Consider the following 22,218-nt stretch of genomic DNA (forward strand, 5'->3'; position numbering starts at 1 on the left):
CCGAGGTCAGTGGCTGATCATCCAGGGCCGCTTGGTCGGGAAGGTCTTGGCACCGTTGGGCGCCGTGACCGTGGAGCCGCGCTTGCTGGCGCCGCTGCAGCAGCCGCAGCCCGAAGGGTGGCGCATGCGCGCGTAGCTGCCCTCGGCCACATCGCGTGAGCGCCTGGGCTCGTGCCGGGCGCGCTCGTTGGTGTCATGGGCGCGGCGCTGTTCGGGGCTGGTGCAGGCCAGGCGCGGCGCGCTGACGAAGACGCGGGGCGAGGCTGCCTCGCAGCTGGGGCAGGGCGCGGGCTCGTTGCGCTGCGAGAGACTGCGCAGCGCGTCGAAGCCGCCGCATGCGGTGCAGTGGTAGTCATAGGTGGGCATGGGCGGCCTCTGGCGGATGGTGGATGGCGGGTGTCGTATGCCGGGCTTACTTGTCCTGGGCGATGGGCAGATCCACCCCGCCCGTGATGATCTTCTGTGGTCCCTCGGCCGTGGGATTGATGTCGAAGTCGAAGATCTCCGTGGGCAGCCACAGCGTGGCGCAGGCATTGGGCACATCCACCACGCCGCTGATGTGGCCCTGCACGGGCGCCGTGCCCAGCAGCGAGTAGGCCTGGGCGCCGCTGTAGCCGAATTTCTTCAGGTACTCGATGGCGTTCAGGCAGGCCTGGCGGTAGGCCACGGTCACGTCCAGGTAGTGCTGCTTGCCCTTTTCGTCCACCGAGATGCCTTCGAAGATCAGGTAGTCCTTGTAGTTGGGCGTCATGGGGCTGGGCTTGAAGATGGGGTTCTTGATGCCGTACTTGGCCATGCCGCCCTTGATGAGGCTGACCTTCATGTGCACCCAGCCGGCCATCTCGATGGCGCCGCAGAAGGTGATCTCGCCATCGCCCTGGCTGAAGTGCAGGTCGCCCACGCTCAGGCCCGCGCCGTCCACGTAGACGGGGAAGAACACGCGCGAGCCGCGCGAGAGATCCTTGATGTCGCAGTTGCCGCCGTGCTCGCGCGGCGGCACGGTGCGTGCGCCTTCGGCGGCGGCCTTGTCGCGCGCCTCGCCCTGCATCTGGCCCATGTGGGCGGTGGTGGCGTTGGGCGGGTTGGCCAGGCCGGGAATGCGGTCGGGGTCGGTGGCGATGAGGCCGGTCTCGCGCTCGTTCCAGCTGGCCAGCATCTTGGGGTCGGGCAGGCAGCCGATCAGGCCCGGGTGGATGAGGCCTGCGAAGTTGACGCCGGGGATGTGGCGGCTCTTGGTGAACATGCCGTGGAAGTCCCAGATGGACTTCTGGGCCAGCGGGAAATGCTCGTCCAGGAAGCCGCCGCCATTCTGCTTGGAGAAAAAGCCGTTGAAGCCCCAGAGGCTGTCGTCGCGCGCGCCGATGTCCAGCAGGTCCACCACCAGCAGGTCGCCGGGCTGCGCGCCCTTCACGCCCACGGGGCCGGACAGGAAGTGGACGGTGGACAGGTCCACGTCGCGCACGTCTTCGGCGCTGTCGTCGTTCTTGATGGCGCCGCCGGTCCAGTCATAGGTCTCCAGCTTGAACTCCGCGCCCGGCTCCACCCAGACCGCCATGGGGATGTCGGGATGCCAGCGGTTGTGCACCTGCGGGTTGTCGTAGGGGGACTGGTTGAGATCGACCTTGATCAGGGTTTCGGCCATGGTGTGCTCCTTGCGATGGCAGTGGGAAAAAACGGATCAGACGGAGAGGTAGGACTTGATGCGCTGTTCATCCGTATCAGCACGGGCCGTCTCATGGACCAGGCGGCCGCCCTCGATGACGAACAGCCGGTCGGCCACATCCATGGCGAAGGAAAGCACCTGTTCGCTGACCACGATGGTGATGCGGCGCAGCTTGCGGATCTCGTTGAGCGCCTTGGCGATGTCCTTGATGATGGAAGGCTGTATGCCCTCGGTGGGCTCGTCCAGCAGCAGCACCTTGGGGTCGGTGACCAGGGCACGCGCAATGGCCAGCTGCTGCTGCTGCCCGCCCGAGAGGTTGCCGCCCTTGCGCCGGCGCATGTCCCAGAGCACGGGGAACAGGGCGTAGATGTCGTCGGGCACCTGGCGCGTCTTCGCGTTCTCCAGGCCCGTCTGTATGTTCTCTTCCACGGTCAGCGTGGGGAAGATCATGCGGCCCTGGGGCACGTAGGCGATGCCCTTGGCCACGCGCCGGAAGCTCTCGTCCTTCGTGACGTCCTGGCCGGCCACGGTGATCTGGCCGCTCTTGGCGGGCATGACGCCCATCAGGCTTTTGAACAGCGTGGTCTTGCCCATGCCGTTGCGGCCCATGATGGCCACGGTTTCGTTCTCGCGGCCCTCGAAGCTGATGCCGTGCAGCGCCTCGCTCTGGCCATAGGCCACGTACAGATCCTTGACTTGCAGCATGTGAATTCCTTGTGCGTGCCTCAGTGGCCGAGGTAGACGTCGATGACTTTGGGGTCGGCCTGCACCTTGTCCATGGGACCCTCGGCGAGGATCTTTCCCTGGTGCATGACGGTGACCTTGTGCGCGATGCGCGCGACGAACTCCATGTCGTGCTCGATGACGATGACGGAGCGGTTCTTGCAGATGCGCTGCAGCAGCTCGGCCGTCAGTTCGCGCTCGCGGGCGCTCATGCCGGCGATGGGCTCGTCCAGCATCAGCAGCTCGGGCTCCTGCATGAGCAGCATGCCGATCTCCAGCCACTGCTTCTGGCCATGGCTGAGCAGGCCGGCCTCGGTGTCCAGGCGCTCGTCCAGGCCGATGTCGGCGGCCACGGCCTGCACGCGATCGCGCACCGCCTCCGTGCACTTGAAGGCCAGCGCGCCGAAGACCGAGCGGCCTTGCGGGTAGGAGACCTCCAGGTTCTGGAAGACCGAGAGGTTCTCGTAGATGGACGGTGTCTGGAACTTGCGCCCGATCCCCAGGCGCACGCGCTTGTGCTCGGCCATGCGCGTGAGTTCCTCGTTCTTGAACTTGATGCTGCCGGCCGTGGCGCGGGTCTTGCCGCAGATCAGGTCCAGCAGCGTGGTCTTGCCCGCGCCGTTGGGGCCGATGATGACGCGCAGCTCGTTCTTGTCGATGTACAGGTTCAGCGCGTCGATGGCCTTGAAGCCATCGAAGGAGACCGTCAGGTCTTCCACGGCCAGCGTGAAGTCGGTATTGCTCATGGTGTGCTCCCGCTGTGGTTCAGGCGCCCTGGCGGCCCATGCCTTCGGACAGGGCGGACGTGGGCTTGGTGGCGGCCGGGGCCGGGGCAGGTGCTGCCTGGGCTACCTGCGCTGCGGCAGGTGCCGTGCCCTTGCGGCGGCTGTTCCACCACGGAACGATGCGGCTTTCCCACAGGCCGGCCAGCCCCATCGGGAAGGCCATGGTCACGCCGATGAACAGGCCCGCCATGAGGAACAGCCACAGGTCCGGGAAGCTCTCCGAGAAATAGGTCTTGCCCGCGTTGACCAGCAGCGTGCCGTACACGGCGCCCACCAGGCTCATGCGCCCGCCCACGGCGGCGTAGATGACCATCTCGATGGAGGGCACGATGCCCACGAAGCTGGGTGACATGAAGCCCACCTGCAGCGTGAACAGCGCGCCGCCCACGCCCGACAGCGCAGCGGCCAGGCAGAACACGAAGACCTTGAAGTTGGCCACGTCGTAGCCGGAAAAGCGCACGCGGTCTTCCTTGTCGCGCATGGCCAGCAGCAGGGTGCCCACCTTGCCCGTCTGTATCCAGCGGCACAGCACGATGGCGCCGATCAGCAGGGCCACGCAGACGTAGTAGAGGATGTACTTGGCGCTGTCCGTGCGCGTGTCCCAGCCCCACAGCGTCTTGAGGTCGGTCATGCCGTTGACGCCGCCCGTGTAGCCCTGCTGGCCGATGATGAGCACGGTGACGATCAGCGCCACGGCCTGCGTGATGATGGCGAAGTACACCCCGCCCACGCGGCGCTTGAACATGGCGAAGCTGATGAGCCAGGCCAGCAGCGTGGGCACGGCGATGACGGCGGCCAGCGAGAACGGCAGGCTCTTGAAGGGCAGCCAGAACGAGGGCAGCTCGGTCAGCTGGTTCCAGTCCATGAAGTCGGGGATGCCGGGCGTGGACTGGATCTTGGTGCTGATGGGGTCGGACGCCTCCAGCTTCAGGAACATGGCCATGGCGTAGCCGCCCAGGCCGAAGAACACGCCCTGGCCCAGGCTGAGCACGCCGCCATAGCCCCAGACCATGACGAGGCCGATGGCGACGAAGGCATAGGTCAGGTACTTGCCGACCAGGTTGAGGCGGAAGATGTCCAGCGCCAGGGGCAGCACCACCGCCAGCAGGACGGTGAGCAGCACCAGGCTGGCGAGCTGGTAGCGCTGTATCCAGGCTTTGAGGGCTTGCATGGAATGACTCCGGTGAACTCAGAGGAAATCGGGGGAACGCGGGGAAATTCGTGGAAAGGGCCGGCGCCGGGATCAGCGCCGCACCTTGGAAGCGAACAGGCCCTGGGGACGCAGCATCAGGATGAAGACGATCAGCGACAGCGTGATCACCTTGGCCATGGAGCCCGCCAGGAAGAACTCGGTGATGGACTGCGTCTGCGCAATGCCGAAGGCCGAGACCACGGTGCCCAGCAGGCTGGCCGCGCCGCCGAAGGTGACCACCAGGAAGGCGTCCACGATGTACAGCGAGCCCGAGGTGGGGCCGGTGGAGCCGATGGTGGTGAAGGCCGCGCCCGCCACGCCTGCGATGCCGCAGCCGATGGCAAAGGTCAGGCGGTCGGTCTTCTTGGTGTCGATGCCGATGGCGTTGGCCATCACGCGGTTGCTGACCGTGGCACGCACGCGCAGGCCCCAGCGGCTCTTGTGCAGCGCGATCAGCACGCCGGCCGTGACCACCGCGGTCAGCGCCAGCACGAACAGGCCGTTGATGGGAATGTCCAGCCCCTCGGCCGGCGCCCACGAGCCCATCAGCCAGTCAGGCAGGGTGGGGCTGACTTCCTTGGGGCCGATGAAGGTGCGAAAGCACTGCTGCAGCGCCAGGCTCACGCCCCAGGTGGCCAGCAGCGTGTCCAGCGGGCGCTTGTAGAGGTGGCGGATCAGCCCCCACTCCACCAGCCAGCCGGCCGCGAAGGCGAACAGGAAGGCGGCCACGATGGCCAGCGGGAAGTAGTAGGGCATGAACTCGGGCGCGTGCTGCGCCGTGAGCGTGGAGCCCAGGTAGATGGTGTAGGCGCCAATGGTCATGAACTCGCCATGCGCCATGTTGATCACGCCCATCTGGCCAAAGATGATGGCCAGGCCCAGGCCCATCAGCAGCAGCACGGCGAACAGGCTCAGCCCCGCGAAGCCCTGCATCAGGCCGATGTTCATCATGTCGGAAAAACTCATGGTGCTGCTCCTGCGCGCAAGCCAATCGGGAGAGGGGGAAACGGTTCACGCGGCGGCCCGCCCACCAGGCCGCAGGCCGCCACGCATCACCTGCCTGAACGGATCAGGACTTACTGGTAACCCTTGGGGAAGGGATCGGGTTTGATGAGTTCAGGCGACTCCGAGACCACCTTGAACGTGCCGTCCGGCTGCCCCACGGCAATGCGCGACTTGCTCCACAGGTGGTGGTTGGCGTCCACCTTCACGTAGCCTTCGGGCGCGGTCTTGAGCTCCAGCCCCGGCGATGCGGCCACCACCTTGTCCACGTCGAAGCTCTTGGCCTTTTCCACGGCGGCCTTCCACAGCCAGGGGCCCAGGTAGCCGGCCTGGGTGACGTCGCCGATGACGGCATTGGGGCCGTACTTGGCCTTGAAGGCGGCCACGAACTTCTTGTTGTTCTCGTTGTCCAGCGTCTGGAAGTACTTCATCGAGGAGTAGAAACCCGTGAAGTTCTCGCCGCCCACGCCGGTCATCTCGTCCTCGGTCACCGACAGCGTGACCAGCAATTGCTTGTCACCCGTGATGCCTGCGGCCTTGAGCGCCTTGTAGAAGGCCACGTTGGAGCCGCCCACCACGGCCACGAAGATGCAGTCCGGCTTTTGCAGCTTGATCTTGTTGACCAGCGAGCCGAAGTTGGTGCTGCCCAGCGGGTAGTACTCCTCGCCGACGACCTTGCCCTTCTGGAAGTTCTCGATGTGCTTGCGCGCGATCTTCATCGAGGTGCGCGGCCAGATGTAGTCCGAGCCGATCAGGAAGAAGGTCTTGGCCTTCTTCTCGGCCTTGGCCCAGTCCAGGCTGTACAGGATCTGCTGCGTGGCTTCCTGGCCCGTGTAGATCACGTTCTTGGACTGCTCCAGGCCTTCGTAGAAGGTGGGGTAGTACAGCAGGCCGTTCTCCTTCTCGAACACGGGCAGCACGGCCTTGCGCGAGGCGCTGGTCCAGCAGCCGAAGACGGCGGCGCAGCGGTCGTTGATGAGCAGCTTCTTGGACTTCTCGGCGAAGGTGGGCCAGTCGGAGGCGCCGTCTTCCTTGATCACGCGGATCTTGCGGCCCAGGATGCCGCCCATGGCGTTGATCTGGTCGATGGCCAGTTGCTCGGCCTGGATGGAGCCGGTCTCGGAGATCGCCATGGTGCCCGTGGCCGAGTGCAGCTGGCCCACGACGACTTCGGTATCGGTCACGGCCAGCTTGGTGGTGTTGACCTGGGCCGTGGGCTGGGCGAAGGACCAGGCCGGCAGCCCGGCCACCGAGGCGGCGCCAAGCGCCTGCAGGACGCGGCGGCGGCCCATTTCCGTGCCGGGGGAACCAGGTGTGCGGGGGTCGGAGGGGTGGCTCATGGTGACTCTCCTGTAAGGATCGGTTGGGTGATCTGCAAGTGGCTGAAAACTGGCGTTGCGGTTACGGCTTGTTTCCGCGCTGGGTCCAAGATTAGGAAGAACCCTTGAAACCGCCCATACGTCAATTGACGTAGCCATCTGCGTACGCACCCCACGCACTCCTCTTGAAAGCCGCGCCAGCATTGGCCCCGCACGTTTCTTGCTAGACCTGGGAATGCACTCCGCACCCCCGCCCGACAGCCCCGCCAGCACCTCGCCCGCGCCGCAGACCATCTTTCGGTTCCGGCGCGAATACAACGCCTGGGTGGCCGACGAGACCATGGAGGACTACGCGCTGCGCTACACGCCGCGCAGCTTTCGGCGCTGGAGCGAGTTCCGCGTGGCCAACACGGCCTTCGGCTCGCTGTCCTTCCTGGCGCTGGAGGCGATCGGCGGCGCCATTGCGCTGAACTACGGCTTTGCCAACGCCATGTGGGCCATCGTCACCGTGGGCCTGGTGATCTTCCTGACGGGGCTGCCCATCGCCGTCTGCGCGGCGCGCTACGGGCTGGACATGGACCTGCTGACGCGGGGCGCGGGATTCGGCTACCTGGGCTCGACCATCACCTCGCTGATCTACGCCGTCTTCACCTTCATCTTCTTCGCGCTGGAGGCGGCCATCATGGCGCTGGCCCTGCAGCTGGTGGTGGACTGGCCGCTGCAGTGGTGCTATGCGCTGTCGGCCCTGGTGGTGCTGCCGCTGGCCATGCGCGGCATCACGCTGATCTCGCGCCTGCAGGCCTGGACGCAGCCGCTGTGGCTGTTCCTGCTGGTGCTGCCCTTCGTGTGGATGGCGCTGGCCCAGCCCCAGCTGTACCGCGACTTCGCCAGCCTCACCGGCCTGCGCTCGGGCAGCAGCCAGTTCGATCCGCTGATGTTCGGCGCGGCGGCGGCCGTGATCTTCGCGCTGGTGGTGCAGATCGGCGAGCAGGTGGACTTCCTGCGCTTTCTGCCGCCGCGCACCCGGGCCAACCGCCTGCGCTGGTGGGGCGCGGTGCTGGTGGCCGGGCCGGGCTGGGCCGTGATGGGCATGCTCAAGATGGCAGGCGGCGCGTTTCTCGCCTTCGCGGCCATGCAGCTGGAGGGGGTGGACGCCTCGCGCGCGGCCGAGCCCACGCAGATGTTCCTGGTGGGCTTCCAGCAGGTGCTGCAGGCCCTGGGCCTGCCGGGGCTGGCCGTGGCGGTGACCGTGGTCTTCGTGGTCATCTCGCAGGTCAAGATCAACGTGACCAATGCCTACGCGGGGTCGCTTGCCTGGTCCAACTTCTTCGCGCGCATCACGCGCAGCCATCCAGGGCGCGTGGTCTGGATGGTGTTCAACGTGGTCATCGCCACCTTGCTGATGACGCTGGGCGTGTTCGGCGCGCTGGAGAAGGTGCTGACCATCTACAGCAACGTGGCCATCGCCTGGGTGGGCGCGCTGGTGGCCGACCTGGTCATCAACAAGCCGCTGGGACTGAGCCCGCCGGGCATCGAGTTCCGCCGCGCCCATCTGTACGACTTCAATCCCGTGGGCCCGGGCGCCATGCTGCTGGCCGCCGCCGTGGCCTGCTGCGCCTATGCGGGCCTGCTGGGCGAGACGGCGGCCGCTTTCTCGCCCTTCATCGCGCTGGCGCTGTCCATGCTGCTGTCGCCGCTGCTGGCCTGGCTGACGGGCGGGCGCTACTACCTGGCGCGGCCCGCAGGCAACCTGTGGAAGCCCGGCGAGACCGTGCGCTGCGCCGTCTGCCAGAAGCATTTCGAATCCGAGGACATGGCGCACTGCCCCGCCTACGGCGCGCCCATCTGCTCGCTGTGCTGCTCGCTGGAGTCGCGCTGCCATGACCGCTGCAAGACCGGCTCGCGCGCGGGCGAGCAGTTGCATGCGCTGGCCTCGGCCCTGCTGCCGCCGCGCTGGGCGACCAAGGTGAACTTCCGCGCGGGCCAGTACCTGGTGGTGATGCTGTCGCTGTGCGCGGTGACGGCCTTCATGGTGGGCGTGGTCTACATGCAGGAAAGCCTGCAGGCAGGCAGCGTCGATGGCGGCGCGCTGCGCATCCCCTTCCTCAAGGTCTTCGCGCTGCTGGCCCTGCTGTGCGCCGTGGCCGCCTGGTGGGTGGTGCTGAGCACGGACAGCCGGCGCATGGCCCAGGACGAGTCCGAGCGCCAGAACCAGCTGCTGCTGCAGGAGATTGCCGCCCACAAGCGCACCGATGCCGAGCTGCAGGCCGCCAAGGACCATGCCGAGCAGGCCAGCCAGGCCAAGACGCGCTATGTGGCGGGCATGACGCACGAGCTGCGCTCGCCGCTCAACAGCCTGCTGGGCTATACGCAGATCCTGCTCAAGAGCCCGCAGGTCGATGGCTGGGTGCGCGAGACCCTGTCCACCATGCAGCACAGCGGCCAGCATCTGCGCGCGCTGATCGACGAATCGCTGGAGTTGGCCAGCATCGAGGCCGGCCGCCTGCGCCTGGACCTCGCCCCCCTGCCCCTGCCCGCGCTGATCGACGGCATCGAGGCCATGATGCGGCCCCAGGCACAGGCCAGGGGGCTGCAGTTCTCGGTCGAGACGCTGGGCACCATGCCGCGCTGGGTGCGGGCCGACGCCAAGCGGCTGCGCCAGATCCTGATCAACCTGCTGTCCAACGCCGTGCGCTTCACCCAACGCGGCGAGGTGCGGCTGCGCATGGACTTCAGGCCCCATGTCTCGCGCATCGAGGTCATCGATACCGGCATCGGGATCGAACCGCAGGACATGGAGCGCATCTTCGTGCCTTTCGAGCGCGGCAGCGCGGGGCGGCGCGTCAGCGAGGCGGGCACGGGCCTGGGGCTGACCATCACCCACCTGCTGACCGAGCTGATGGGCGGCCAGCTCACCCTGAGCAGCACGCCCGGCGAGGGCAGCTGCTTCACCGTGCGCCTGTACCTGCCCGAGATGGCGCCCGACGCGTCCTGGGTCCCTCCGGGTGCCGCCGCCACGCTGCACACCGTCATCGGCTATCTGCCGCCCCGGCGCACCCTGCTGGTGGTGGACGACCAGCCGCTGCAGCGCCAGCTGCTGGCCGGCCTGCTGCTGCCCCTGGGCTTCGAGATCCGCGAGGCCGCCAGCGGCCGCGAGTGCCTGGAGATCGTGGAGCAAAGCCCGCCCGACCTGGTGCTGCTGGACATCAGCATGGACGACCTGGACGGCTGGCAGACCGCCGCCCTGCTGCGCGCGCGCTGGGATGCGCAGCAACTGCCCGTGGTCTTCGTCTCGGCCAACCTGTTCGACAACGACCCGCCGCGCCTGGCCGATGCGCGCTGCCAGGGCTTTGTCGCCAAGCCCGTGACCGAGTCCGAGCTGCTGCAGGTGCTCGAGCGCGTGCTGCGGCTGGAATGGGTGCATGACAACCGCCCGCTGCTGCTGCCGGCGCCGCGTGCAGAGCAGGCAGAGGCCAAGGCAGAGGAGGCGCCGGCAGCCGCCCCCTTCCCGCCCGACCTGCGTGAAGACCTGGCCCGGCTGGCGCGCTCGGGCCAAGCCACCGCCCTGCGCGAGCGCCTGCGCCAGGCGCGCCAGCAGGCGCCCGCGCATGCCGCGCTGCTCGATGCGCTGCAGGCCTGCGCGAACCGCTTCGACTTCGATGCGCTGGCGCGCATGCTGCCGCGGCCCGAGCAAGAGGATGAAGAAGACGAAGAAAGAGAGGAGACCGATGAATGAGAACCCGCATAGGCCACAGATGACGACCGCCGACAGCAGCAGCCACCCCAGCCACCCCCCTCACAACGCCCACGTCATCCTCGTGGTGGACGACGCGCTGGACAGCCTGCGCATGCTGTGCGACGCGCTGGCCGCCGAAGGCTACGTGGTGCTCGCCGCCCGCGACGCCGACGAGGCCCTGCAGCGCTTCGCCCTCACCGTGCCCGACGGCGTGCTGCTGGACGCCGTCATGCCCGGCATGGACGGCTTCACGCTGTGCCGCACGCTCAAGGCCACGCCGGCCTGGGCCCATGTGCCCGTGGTGTTCATGACCGGCCTGTCGGACACGGACCAGATCATCCGCGGCTTTGCCAGCGGTGGCGTGGACTACGTGGTCAAGCCGCTGCGCATCCCCGAGGTGCTGGTGCGCCTGGCCACCCATGTGCGCAATGCCCGCGCCACGCGCCAGGCGCAGGAGGCCGTGGACGTGGCGGGGCTGGGCGTGGTGGTGCTCGACGGCCAGGGCCGCGTGGCCTGGCGCTCGCCCCAGGCATCGCGCTGGCTGGAGGAGGCCTTTGCGGACCAGCCCTTCCCGCTGGAGGCGGCCGGGGACTGGCTGGCCGGCGCACGCCAGCCGGATCAGCCCGGCCAGGCGGATCAGGAGGGCCAGCCCGCCCCCCAGGATCTGGCGCTGGCCCTGGCCGATGGCCGCCAGCTGCTGGCGCGCCACATGGGCGCCAGCGGCCTGGGGGAGTCGATGGTGCTGCTCAGCCACGAGGCGCCGCAGACGCCGGCCGCGCGCCGGCTGCAGCAGGTGGCGCTCACCCCGCGCGAGACCGAGGTGCTGTCATGGCTGAGCAAGGGGAAGACCAACCGCGACATCGCCGACATCCTGGGCATGAGCCCGCGCACGGTGAACAAGCACCTGGAGCACATCTTCGAGAAACTCGGCGTGGAGACCCGCACGGCCGCCGCCGCCGTGGCCGGTCAGTTGCTGCAGGCCGGCTCGCCCTGAGCACGCGGGGCCACCGCAGCGGACGCCGAGGCCGAGGCCGGCAGGCCGAACACATGGTCGAAGCACCAGTTGAAGACATAGGTGTAGACCAGGAAGAAGACCAGCAGGCCGGCCTCCATCACCGTGGCCTCCCACAGCGTGACGCCGAACCACCAGGCCATCAGCGGGATCAGCACCATGGCCAGCCCGCCCTCGAAGCCCAGGGCGTGCACCACGCGGCGCATCACCGAGCGGCCCTTGACGCTCTGGCGCGCCTCCCATTGCTCGAACAGGTGGTTGAAGGTCAGGTTCCAGACGATGGCCAGCGTGGAGGCGGCAATCGCCATGCCGCCCGAATGCCCGGCGCTCTGGCCGATGGCCATGAACAGCAGGCTGGAGGCCGCGATGGCGATCAGTTCATACAGGGTCACGAAGACCACTTTGCGCTTGGGCCCCTGGAGGCCCTTTTTGTGTGTCTGCAAGGTCATAGGGGGCGCAGTTTATTTGTCCGGAATTGAACGTTAAAGTCAGATTCTTTCAATAAAACTGACAGGTTCCCGCCATGTCCTTCCCCGCTGACCAGGTGCCGCTGTTCCTTGCCGTGCTGGACCACGGCTCCTTTTCTGCCGCCGCACGCCGGCTGGGGCGGGTGCCCTCGGCCGTGAGCATGGCCATCGCCCAGCTGGAGGCAGAGCTGGACCTGCAGCTGTTCGACCGCAGCGGCCGCGAGCCCCGGCCCACGGCGGCGGCGCGCGCACTGGAGCCCCAGGCCCGGCTGCTGGCCGCCCAGCTGCAGCAGCTCAACCACCAGGCGCTGGCCCTGCACCAGGGACTGGAGGAGCGGCTGACCCTGGTGATCGCGCCCGAGCTGCTGTCCACGGCCTGGGCCGCGCCGCTGCAGCCGCTGGTCGAGGAATTCCCGGGGCTGGAGGTGGAGGTGCTGGTGGCCGCCCAGGTCGATGCGCTCAAGGAACTGCATTCGGGCCGCGCGCATCTGGCCCTGGTCTTCGAGCGCCCGGCCATCGACGGCCGCGAGGATTTCCAGGAGATGGGCCAGGAAACCATGGTCGCCGTGATGGCGGCCAGGCACCCGCTGGCCCGGCAACTGGGCGTGGATGGGCAGCAGCATCTGGACGTGGGCCAGCTGGCCGGCGCGCGCCAGATCCTGCTGGCCAGCCGCGACCTGGCCCACACCGATCCGCGCTTCGTGTTCTCGCACCAGCTGTGGCGCACGGACAGCCATCTGGCAGCCCTGTCGCTGGTCTCGGCCGGCCTGGGCTGGGGGTGGCTGCCCTTCAGCGTCGCCGAGCCCCTGCTGCAAACGGGCGCGCTGCTGCGCATTCCGCTGTGCAACATCAGCAACGGCACCCAGCTGTTCGTCGACTGGGTGTGGTCCAAGGAGCGCCCGCTGGGGCTGGCGGCGCGGCGGTTCGTGGAGCAGTTGCAGGTGCCGGTGCGGCTGGAGCCCAGGTGAGGCCTGCGGCTTGCGACCTGCAGGCAAGCCCTGCGCCTACACGCGGGAAACCGGCCGGTGCTTGCCGCCTGCAGGCAGGCCTGGGATAGTTGCGCAAGCGTCCGGCCGCCTCCTTCTTCTTCTGGCTGGACATGGACCATCGAGAGGAACCCATGTTTCAAGATCACTTTGGGGGCAAGGCCCTTGTTGCACTGGTACTGGGTGCGGGACTGGCAGGCTGCGGCGGCGGGGGCGGCGGCTCCACGCCGGGCGACTCCATCACGACACAGCTGAGCCCCGCCTGCACGGGCACCTCGTGCGGCGCGACCGACGCCACCACCTATTCCGGCCAGGGCGTCGGCGTCTGGAGCTACACCAACGCCACCGCCGCAGAGCAGCCCGTTGCCGTGGGCCTGCGCAATCTGGGCACCCGGCCCGTGACGCTGATCTATACCAACACCGGCGATGCCGCCGTGGCCCTGCCGCCCATCACGCTCACGCCGCCAGCCGCAGCGGCGCAGGGCATTGCGGCGCAACAGTCGCTGAGCGCTGCGCAGCTGGTCAACCAGATCCCCCAGCGCGTACGTGACTTCAAGCCGAGCCTGCCCGCCCCGGTTGCAGGGCAGAGCGTGCAGCCCTCGCGCGCTGTGTCGGCGGCCGTGCTGCCCGTGGGCAGCCAGCGCAGCTGGTTCGTCAACACGGAAAGCCCCACGGTCGAGACGCGCAGCGCCACGCTGCGGCGCCAGACCACGGCGCCCACGCCCACGGGCACCCGCACCATCAACCTGTGGCTGGAAGACAGCGAGTACGGCGGCGCCAAGGTCAGCGACGCCCTGCTGGACACCGTGATACAGCGCTTTTCCAGCGGGCCGGATTCCGTGCACGCCCTGGTCACGGGGCTGGCAGGCCAGCCCTGGGGGCCCCAGGCCCACAGCGAGCTGATCGCGGCCGACCAGCCGATCGACATCGTGTTCGTGAACTTCACGCCCGACAGCCAGCCCTACGGCCTGCTGGGCTACTTCTGGGCCGTGAACAACTTCAAGCGCACGGCCGGCAACTCGCAGTTCCAGTACAGCAACGAATCGCTGTCGTTCTACATGGACACCGAAACGCTGTACCTGGGCGGCGCCAACGGGCTGACCACGCAGATCAGCACGCTGTCGCACGAGTTCATCCACATGATCAACTTCTACCAGCGCGGCGCGCTCAAGGGCTCGGACTACATGTTCGACACCTTCCTTGAAGAGATGTCGGCCCTGATGTCCGAGGACATCCTGGCCGAAAGACTCACACCCGGCACCAATCCCATGCGTGACGGCCGCATTACCGGCTGGATGTCCAAGCCCGGCTTCAACTGCGACCTGGCCAGCTGGGCCTCGGATGTCAACGCCACCTGCTTCGGCTACAACGTCACGGGCAGCCTGGGCGCCTATCTGCTGCGCCAGCACGGCGTGGGCTTCTACCAGCAGATGCTGAGGAACACCTCCTCGCCCGACTCGCTGCAGGTGCTCGGCAACGCCATTGCACAGGCCGGTGGCCCCTCGTTGCCCGTCACGCTGCAGCGATGGGGTGCCAACATCGCCCTGCTGCCTTCCAGCGGCCCGACCGGCTACGGCTGGCCCGCACGCACGGACCAGGGCTTCACCCTGGTGGGCATCGACGGCCAGCGTTATGCGGCGGCACGCCGCCTGCCCGCCACCGTGCCCGCCCAGCTCGCGGCGCGCGGCCACTTCCCCTTCGTACGCCAGCCGGACGCCCAGGGCCTGTACCAGGAGCAATTGCGCGTTCCCGCCGGCACCACCCTCACCGCCATCGTGCAATGACCGCCATGACCCAGACATCCCATACCGCAGTCGCCCGGGCCCTGCCCCTGCTGCTGGCCGGCAGCCTGTCGCTGCTGGCCACGGCCTGCGCCGCGCCACCTCCACCTCCTGCAACCGCACCGGCGCCCGCTTCGGCATCGGCCGCGCCCGCCGCGCCGGATGCCGGCCAGCCCCTGACCCTGCAAGGCCGTCTGGTGCTGCGTGGCAATGCGCCCCATGAGCAGCCCGTGCTGCAGACCGCCTCCGGCGAGACCTGGCAGCTCAAGGGCCTGAGCGCCGAGCAGGTCACGCAGTGGCAGCGGCAGAACGTGGAGGTCCGGGGCCAGCCCGGCCCCAGGCCCGCCGCTGGCGCCGCGCCTTCGATGGCGCAGCCGCAACTGCAGGTGCAATCCATTCGCGCCCAGCCCTGACCTTCTCCGCTCACCCACCGCTCAAGCCATGGACGCCTTCAACCCTTTCTCCAGCCGCGATGCGGCCGTGCAAAAGCTCTGGGAGCAGTGGCAGCCGCGCTCCGCCAAGTCCGACAAGGACAAGCCGATTGCCCTGGCCGACTTCGACCCGGGCGCCAAGCCCTTTTCCAACGGCAACGGCAAGACCGAGGACAAGGCCGCCGTCGAGGCCCTGGCCGAAGAGATCGACGCGCTGCAGAACCTGCTGTACGCCGACCGCCGCTACAAGCTGCTGGTCGTGCTGCAGGGCACGGACACGGCGGGCAAGGACGGCACCATCCGTGGCGTCTTCGGCCGCACCAGCGCCCTGGGCATGAACGCCGTGGGCTGGAAGGCGCCAACCGATGCGGAGCGCGCGCACGACTACCTGTGGCGCATCCACCAGCGCGTGCCGGGCGCAGGCGAGATCACGGTCTTCAACCGCAGCCACTATGAGGATGTGCTGGTGCCCGTGGTCAACGGCTGGATCACGCCCGAGCAGCAGCGCCAGCGCTTTGCCCACATCAACGACTTCGAGCGCATGCTCAGCGAGACGGGCACCGTGGTCGTCAAGTTCCTGCTGCACATCAGCGCCGACGAGCAGCGCGCGCGCCTGCAGGAGCGCCTGGACGACCCGGCCAAGCACTGGAAGTTCGACGAGAACGACATGAAGGTGCGCACGCAGTGGAAGGACTACCAGCAGGCCTACGGCCAGCTGCTGGGCGCCACGCACACGCCCTGGGCGCCCTGGACCATCGTGCCCGCGGATTCCAAGACGCATCGCAACCTCATGATCGCCACCTTGCTGCGCGAGGTGATGCGCAACCTGGACCTGCGCTTTCCGCCCGGCGATCCGGCCCTCAAGGACTACAAGATCACCTGATCACTCGATGGCCTGCCTGAAGCCTCACAGCTGCAGGCGGGCCTCGGCAATGCCGTCCAGCTCGGCCACCACCAGGTCACCGGCCTGGGCAAAGGCCAGGCCATTCCACGTGCCCGTAGTCACCACCGTGCCTGCGGGCACGCTGCCATAGCGGCGCACCAGTTCCTGCAGCCAGCCGGCCAGCAGCCACAGCGGATCGCCCAGCGAATGCGTTCCGGTGAACGCCTGCAGAGGCGCCGCGCCCACGCGCAGCCGGCAGACCTGGGCTGACCAGTCCCGCGGCGACTCGCGCGGCAGCAGCCGCGAAGCGTCCTGCCAAGGTCCCAGCACCAGGGCGCCATGGCACAGGCCGTCGGCGGCCAGCAGCAGCGGCGGCGCCTTCAGGTGCTGGCGCCAGCGCGTATCCACCACCTCGATGGCGGCGGTGATGCCGTCGATCAGCTCCAGGCCCTCGCCGGGCTGCAGGGCGGCGGCCATCGCGGCCGTGACATCGCGGCCCAGACGCAGAGCGATCTCGGCTTCGATGCCGCGCAGGTGCAGCGGCGCGCCGCCAGCGACCGAGGGGCTGGCCCAGACGCCTTCTTCGGGCAGCGGCGCATGGGTGAGCGGGGCATCGCGGCGCGGCGCGCCAGACTTCCAGTAGCCCGGAACGCGGCCCGGTCCCTGCGGGCTGCCGGCCACGCGCCAGCCCAGGGCGGGCGCCATGGCGGCCTGCACGGCCTGTGCATCTGCGGGCGTGCGCACCACGTCGGCCCAATCGTCGGCGTCCAGCAATTCGCCGCTGTGGCGTGCCTGGAGCAGCGCATGGGCCAAGGCTGTGGGAGTGCGGGGCGTATTCGTCATGGAGCGGCTTTCCTGGAGTGCATCGGTGGGTCTCAAGCGGCCCCGATTGTCCGCTGGACAAGGCGCTCCCAGGGTTATGCATTAAATGCATAAGGCTCTCGCTCATAAGGCGTTGGACAGCGCATAGCCCCGGGAATAAGCTCAAAACCCTCAGACAACTCTTGTGTGGAACCACCATGCAGCAACCCGCTTCGGCCGGCGTTACCAACCACGCCATCCCTTCCTACCTGCAGGCCGATCACCTCGGCCCCTGGGGCAACTACCTGCAGCAGGTCGATCGCGTCACGCCCTACCTGGGCCATCTCGCCCGCTGGGTCGAAACCCTCAAGCGCCCCAAGCGCATCCTGATCGTCGATGTGCCGATCGAGCTGGACAACGGCACCATCGCCCACTACGAAGGCTACCGCGTGCAGCACAACCTGAGCCGCGGTCCCGGCAAGGGCGGCGTGCGTTTCCACCAGGACGTGACCCTGTCCGAAGTCATGGCCCTGTCGGCCTGGATGTCGGTCAAGAACGCGGCCGTCAACGTGCCCTACGGTGGCGCCAAGGGCGGCATCCGTGTCGATCCCAAGACGCTGTCGCGCGGTGAGCTGGAGCGCCTGACGCGCCGCTACACCAGCGAGATCGGCCTGCTGATCGGCCCCTCCAAGGACATCCCCGCGCCTGACGTCAACACCAATGGCCAGATCATGGCCTGGATGATGGACACGTACTCCATGAACACCGGCGCCACCGCCACCGGCGTGGTCACGGGCAAGCCCGTGGACCTGGGCGGCTCGCTGGGCCGCGTCGAGGCCACCGGCCGCGGCGTGTTCACCGTGGGCGTGGAAGCGGCCAAGCTGACCGGCCTGTCGGTCCAGGGCGCGCGCATCGCCGTGCAGGGCTTCGGCAACGTGGGCGGCACGGCGGGCAAGCTGTTCGCCGACGTGGGCGCCAAGGTCGTGGCCGTGCAGGACCACACCGGCACCATCCACAACGCCAATGGCCTGGACGTGCCGGCCCTGCTGGCCCACGTGGCCGCCAAGGGCGGCGTGGGCGGATTTGACGGCGCCGAGGCCATGGACGCTGCCGACTTCTGGAGCGTGGACTGCGACATCCTGATCCCTGCCGCACTGGAAGGCCAGATCACCAAGGACAACGCCGGCAAGATCAAGGCCAAGATGGTGATCGAGGGCGCCAACGGCCCCACCACCACCGAGGCCGACGACATCCTGACCGAAAAGGGCGTGCTGGTGCTGCCCGACGTGCTGGCCAATGCCGGCGGCGTGACGGTGAGCTACTTCGAATGGGTGCAGGACTTCTCCAGCTTCTTCTGGAGCGAGGACGAGATCAACGCCCGCCTGGTGCGCATCATGCAGGACGCCTTCGCGGCCATCTGGCAGGTGGCCCAGCAGCACGGCGTGACGCTGCGCACTGCCACCTTCATCGTGGCCTGCCAGCGCATCCTGCATGCGCGCGAAATGCGGGGACTGTATCCCTGATCACCCCCTGAGGCGCTGACGCGCCTTCCCCCTCTCTGCTTGCTTCGCAAGGGAGGGGGACGACACCCTCGCGGCGGGGCGGCCCTTGCTCGGTGTCCCTGACTTGGGCCGCGCCAGTTTCATGCGCTGTGCATTCTGCGAAAAAGAAAAGGCGCTTCGGCGCCTTTTTTCTTGTGGTCGCCTTTTCGGCAACGGGTTAGCACGCGTTCCAGTGGGCCTAAGCGCGGGTTTCCGAATGGCGAAGCGGATCTCCAGTCAAACCCTGGTGCCCTGGGGCCCAGGGTTTTCTATCGTTGCGGGCAGTGAACTGGAGACTGCCCATGACCGTCCGACGCAGCCTGCTGGCCTTGCTGGCCGCTTTGCCTTTTTTCTCCCTGGCTCCTGCCGCCGCGCTGGCGGCGGCCTGGCCTGAACGCCCCATCACCATCGTGGTGCCGGCTGCCGCAGGCGGCACCACGGACATTGCCGCGCGCGTGCTGGCCGAGAAGATGGGAAAGGACCTGGGCACCTCGGTGGTGGTGGAGAACAAGGGCGGGGGCGGCGGCAGCATCGGCACGGCCCAGGTGGCGCGCGCCAGGCCCGATGGCTACACGCTGCTCATGGGCAACATCGGCCCGGTGGCCATCAATTTCAGCCTGTACAAGCAGCTCAGCTACAAGGAAAGCGATCTGCGCGGCATCACCAATGTGATCTCCGTGCCCAACATCCTCGTGGTCCATGCCGATTCGCCCGTGCGCAACGTGCGCGAGCTGGTGGAGCTGGCCAGGACCCGGCGCCTGAACGTGTCCACCTCGGGCGTGGGCCAGTCGCCGCACATGTCCTCTGAGATGTTCCGCCAGAAGGCCGGCATCGAGGTCACGCTCGTGCCCTTTCCCGGTGCCGCGCCTGCGGTCACGGCGCTGCTGGGCCAGCAGGTGGACTACATGATCGACAACCTGCCCAGCTCCATGCCGCACATCAGGAGCGGCAAGTTCCGCGCGCTGGCCATCACCAGCGCCACGCGCTCGGCCCAGTTGCCCGAGGTGCCCACCATGACCGAGGCCGGCGTGCCCATGCAGGTCACGGCCTGGTTCGGCCTGCTGGCCCCTGCCGGCACGCCCGATGCCGTGGTCGAGCGCATCCAGCAGTCGGCCCGGCGCGCCATGCAGACGGCCGAAGTGCGCCAGCGCTTTGCCGACCTGGGTGGCGTGCCCGGTGGCGAGACACCGGCCGAGTACGACGCCTTCATCGCCCAGGAACGCAAGAGCTGGGCCCAGATCGTCAAGGCCGCAGGCCTGTCGCTGGAATAGTGGTCCCCTCCCGCCCCTCCCATGCAAGAAGACATCGCCTCCCTGCTGCGCCAGCCCTTTGGCTCGCTGCCCGAACTCGTCGCGCTGCAGGCCAGCCAGCGCCCCAGCCACACCGCCCTGGCCATGGACGGCCGCAGCCTCGACTACGCCGCGCTGCGCCTGGGCATGGACCGCGTGGCCCTGCGCCTGCAACGCCATGGCCTGGGCCCCGGCGACGTGGTGGCCATTTGCGCGGGCAGCTCGCCCGAGTACGTGCTGGCCTTCCTGGGCGCGCTGCGCGCGGGCGTGGCCGTGGCGCCGCTGGCCCCGTCGGCCACGGCCGGCCACCTGAGCGCCATGCTGGACAACTGCGGCGCCCGGCTGGTGCTGCGCGACGCGGACACCGCAGCGCAATGGCCGCTGCAGGCCGGACAGGATCTGCAATGCGTGGCCCTGGACGGCGCTGTCGAAGCCGGCATGCCGTGGGCGCAATGGCTGGCTGCGGACGAAACGGACCATGGCACGGCACCCACGCCCATCCAGCCCCAGCCCGACTGGCCCTTCAACGTCATCTACTCCTCGGGCACCACGGGCGTGCCCAAGGGCATCGTCCAGTCCTGGGCCATGCGCTGGGCCCATGTGCAGCGTGCCATCCACAACGGCTACGGGCCCGATGCCGTCTCGCTGTGCGCCACGCCGCTGTACTCCAACACCACCCTGGTCGCGGCCCTGCCCACCCTGGGGCTGGGCGGCACCCTGGTGCTGATGCGCAAGTTCGACGCGGCGCACTACCTGGAGCTGGCCGAGCGCCACCGTGCCACCCACACCATGCTCGTGCCCGTGCAGTACCAGCGGCTGATGCAGTGCCCGGGGTTCGACGGCGCCGACCTGAGCCGCCTGCGGCACAAGTTCTGCACCAGCGCGCCGTTCCATCCCGCGCTCAAGGCCGAGGTGCTGAGCCGCTGGCCCGGACGGCTCATCGAGTACTACGGCATGACCGAAGGCGGCGTGCGCTGCGAGCTGCACTGCCATGACTTCCCCGACAAGCTGCACACCGTGGGCAGGCCAGGGCCGGGCGCCGACATCCGCTTCATCGATGAGCAGGGCCGCGAACTGCCGCCCGGCGAGCAGGGCGAGATCGTGGGCCGCTCGGCCGGAATGATGAGCGGCTACCACCGCCTGCCCGACAAGACGCAGGAGGCCGAATGGTTCGATGCCCAGGGCCTGCGCTTCATCCGCAGCGGCGACGTGGGCCGCCTGGACGAGGACGGCTTCATCGTGCTGGGCGACCGCAAGAAGGACATGATCATCACGGGCGGCTTCAACGTCTACCCGAGCGACATCGAGTCCGTGCTGCTGCAGCACCCGCAGGTGGCCGAATGCGCGGTGATCGGCGTGCCCTCCGATGCTTGGGGCGAGACCCCCGTGGCCTACGCCGTGGCGCGCCCCGATGCCACGCCCTCGGCCGCCGAGCTGCGCGAATGGCTCAACGCCCGCGTGGGCAAGACCCAGCGCGTGGCCGAGCTGCGGCTGGCCGCCAGCCTGCCGCGCAGCGAGATCGGCAAAGTGCTCAAGCGCGCGCTGCGCGAGCAGTACCAGGCCGGCGCCCTGTCCTCTTCATGAAACGGAGTCCCCCCATGCCCATGCCCATGCACCCACTCCCGCGCCGCCGCCTGCTGTCCTGCCTGGCCCTGGCGACCTTCGCCCTGCTGGCCCCGGCCGCCCCTCTCGCCCATGCTGCCGAGGCCTGGCCTGCCAAGCCCATCCAGCTGGTCATTCCTTATCCACCCGGCGGCAGTGCCGACCTGCTGGGCCGCCCTCTGGCCGTGCAACTGCAGCAGCAGCTGGGCCAGCCCGTGGTGCTGGAGTACAAGCCCGGCGCAGGCGGCACGCTGGCCTCGCAATACGTGGCGCGCGCCAGGCCCGATGGCTACACCGTGCTCATGGTGCTGGCTGCCCATGCCATCAACGACAGCCTCTATCCCAAGCTGCCCTACGACACCCGCCGCGACTTCGCGCCCGTGTCTTTGGTGGCCAACCTGCCCATGGTGGTTGCGGCCAGCAGCAAGCTGCCGGCAAAGAACATCCAGGAACTCATCCAGGCCGCCAAGGCCAACCCCGGCAAGCTCACCTTCGGCTCGGCAGGCAACGGCAACACGGGGCATCTTGCGGCCGAGTACTTCGGCTCCGTGGCAGGCGTGCGCATGACCCATGTGCCCTACAAGGGCAGCGCGGGCGTGGTCAACGCCATGCTGGCCGGCGACATCGACCTGACCTTCGACAGCATCTCCACCTCCATGCCCCACATCCGCAGCGGGCGCATGCACGCGCTGGCCGTCACCAGCCCGCAGCGCTCGGCGCTGGCGTCCGAGGTGGCCACCATCCAGGAGCAGGGCATCGCAGGCTTCGACGTGACCGGCTGGTACGCCGTCATCGCGCCGGCCGGCACGCCCGCCGAAGCCACCCAGCGCCTGAGCCGCGAGATCGCCACCGCCCTGCGCCAGCCCGCACTGCAGGCCCAGCTGGCCGCCGGCGGCTACGAGCCCGTGGGCTCCACGCCCGAGGCGCTGCAGGCGCATATCGACAAGGAAATCACGCGCTGGGCCACTGTCGTCAAATCGACAGGTGCACGGGTGGATTGAAAGT

Annotated in this window: 19 protein-coding genes; 10 read left to right on the top strand and 9 right to left on the bottom strand. The window is 68.4% G+C overall.

Annotation, left to right across the window (positions count from 1 at the left end; genetic code table 11):
• Positions 1-6: 6 nt before the first annotated feature.
• The 7 genes from BW39_RS17095 to urtA all read right to left on the bottom strand — a co-directional run bounded on the left by BW39_RS17095 (position 7) and on the right by urtA (position 6,705).
• Complete coding sequence (locus BW39_RS17095; RefSeq protein ID WP_012202165.1) at positions 7-366, bottom strand: FmdB family zinc ribbon protein; 360 nt, start codon at positions 364-366, stop codon at positions 7-9.
• Between the two features lie 46 nt (positions 367-412).
• A complete protein-coding gene (fmdA, locus tag BW39_RS17100) occupies positions 413-1,642 on the bottom strand; it encodes a formamidase (protein WP_013800108.1) in 1,230 nt (409 codons plus the stop codon).
• Between the two features lie 36 nt (positions 1,643-1,678).
• A complete protein-coding gene (urtE, locus tag BW39_RS17105) occupies positions 1,679-2,368 on the bottom strand; it encodes an urea ABC transporter ATP-binding subunit UrtE (protein ID WP_012202163.1) in 690 nt (229 codons plus the stop codon).
• A 20-nt stretch (positions 2,369-2,388) separates the two neighbouring features.
• A complete protein-coding gene (gene urtD / locus BW39_RS17110) occupies positions 2,389-3,132 on the bottom strand; it encodes an urea ABC transporter ATP-binding protein UrtD (protein WP_012202162.1) in 744 nt (247 codons plus the stop codon).
• Between the two features lie 19 nt (positions 3,133-3,151).
• Complete coding sequence (gene urtC, locus BW39_RS17115) at positions 3,152-4,342, bottom strand: urea ABC transporter permease subunit UrtC (RefSeq protein WP_043823248.1); 1,191 nt, start codon at positions 4,340-4,342, stop codon at positions 3,152-3,154.
• 72 nt (positions 4,343-4,414) lie between these two features.
• Positions 4,415-5,329, bottom strand: coding sequence for an urea ABC transporter permease subunit UrtB (gene urtB / locus BW39_RS17120; protein WP_013800106.1), 915 nt, complete (start codon positions 5,327-5,329; stop codon positions 4,415-4,417).
• 110 nt (positions 5,330-5,439) lie between these two features.
• Positions 5,440-6,705, bottom strand: coding sequence for an urea ABC transporter substrate-binding protein (urtA, locus tag BW39_RS17125; protein ID WP_012202159.1), 1,266 nt, complete (start codon positions 6,703-6,705; stop codon positions 5,440-5,442).
• 214 nt (positions 6,706-6,919) lie between these two features.
• Between urtA and BW39_RS17130 the strand changes: the two genes are divergently transcribed.
• Positions 6,920-10,420: a hybrid sensor histidine kinase/response regulator gene (locus BW39_RS17130; protein ID WP_043823250.1), complete on the top strand. Its 3,501-nt coding sequence runs from the start codon at positions 6,920-6,922 to the stop codon at positions 10,418-10,420.
• Between the two features lie 19 nt (positions 10,421-10,439).
• Complete coding sequence (locus BW39_RS17135; protein WP_034397700.1) at positions 10,440-11,414, top strand: response regulator transcription factor; 975 nt, start codon at positions 10,440-10,442, stop codon at positions 11,412-11,414.
• Here BW39_RS17135 and BW39_RS17140 read toward each other — a convergent pair.
• The gene (locus BW39_RS17140) at positions 11,387-11,881 is read right to left on the bottom strand and encodes a PACE efflux transporter (protein WP_012202156.1); all 495 of its coding nucleotides are present in this window, start codon (positions 11,879-11,881) and stop codon (positions 11,387-11,389) included. The genes BW39_RS17135 and BW39_RS17140 overlap by 28 nt on opposite strands.
• A gap of 74 nt (positions 11,882-11,955) precedes the next feature.
• On the opposite strand from BW39_RS17140, the gene BW39_RS17145 reads away from it, so the two are divergent.
• The 4 genes from BW39_RS17145 to BW39_RS17160 all read left to right on the top strand — a co-directional run bounded on the left by BW39_RS17145 (position 11,956) and on the right by BW39_RS17160 (position 15,980).
• Positions 11,956-12,867, top strand: a complete 912-nt coding sequence (locus BW39_RS17145; protein ID WP_043823252.1) for a LysR family transcriptional regulator — start codon at positions 11,956-11,958, stop codon at positions 12,865-12,867.
• Between the two features lie 152 nt (positions 12,868-13,019).
• Positions 13,020-14,669, top strand: coding sequence for a M30 family zinc metallopeptidase (locus BW39_RS17150; protein WP_043823452.1), 1,650 nt, complete (start codon positions 13,020-13,022; stop codon positions 14,667-14,669).
• Positions 14,670-14,674: 5 nt separating this feature from the next.
• A complete protein-coding gene (locus BW39_RS17155; RefSeq protein WP_043823453.1) occupies positions 14,675-15,079 on the top strand; it encodes a hypothetical protein in 405 nt (134 codons plus the stop codon).
• A 28-nt stretch (positions 15,080-15,107) separates the two neighbouring features.
• Complete coding sequence (locus BW39_RS17160; protein WP_043823254.1) at positions 15,108-15,980, top strand: PPK2 family polyphosphate kinase; 873 nt, start codon at positions 15,108-15,110, stop codon at positions 15,978-15,980.
• A gap of 24 nt (positions 15,981-16,004) precedes the next feature.
• Here the strand turns inward: BW39_RS17160 and BW39_RS17165 are convergent, their stop codons facing one another.
• Entirely contained in the window at positions 16,005-16,823 is an 819-nt protein-coding gene (locus BW39_RS17165; RefSeq protein ID WP_043823257.1) for a fumarylacetoacetate hydrolase family protein, read from the bottom strand.
• A gap of 176 nt (positions 16,824-16,999) precedes the next feature.
• Between BW39_RS17165 and BW39_RS17170 the strand changes: the two genes are divergently transcribed.
• From BW39_RS17170 to BW39_RS17185, 4 genes are all read left to right on the top strand, one after another.
• Positions 17,000-18,304: a Glu/Leu/Phe/Val family dehydrogenase gene (locus BW39_RS17170; protein ID WP_013800098.1), complete on the top strand. Its 1,305-nt coding sequence runs from the start codon at positions 17,000-17,002 to the stop codon at positions 18,302-18,304.
• Positions 18,305-18,624: 320 nt separating this feature from the next.
• Positions 18,625-19,593: a Bug family tripartite tricarboxylate transporter substrate binding protein gene (locus tag BW39_RS17175; RefSeq protein ID WP_043823258.1), complete on the top strand. Its 969-nt coding sequence runs from the start codon at positions 18,625-18,627 to the stop codon at positions 19,591-19,593.
• A 21-nt stretch (positions 19,594-19,614) separates the two neighbouring features.
• The gene (locus BW39_RS17180) at positions 19,615-21,195 is read left to right on the top strand and encodes a class I adenylate-forming enzyme family protein (RefSeq protein ID WP_043823260.1); all 1,581 of its coding nucleotides are present in this window, start codon (positions 19,615-19,617) and stop codon (positions 21,193-21,195) included.
• A 20-nt stretch (positions 21,196-21,215) separates the two neighbouring features.
• Positions 21,216-22,214, top strand: coding sequence for a tripartite tricarboxylate transporter substrate binding protein (locus BW39_RS17185; protein WP_152547263.1), 999 nt, complete (start codon positions 21,216-21,218; stop codon positions 22,212-22,214).
• Positions 22,215-22,218 lie beyond the last annotated feature (4 nt).

Source organism: Delftia sp. RIT313 (assembly GCF_000632165.1).
In the GTDB taxonomy this organism is placed as follows: Bacteria; Pseudomonadota; Gammaproteobacteria; order Burkholderiales; family Burkholderiaceae_C; genus Comamonas; species Comamonas acidovorans.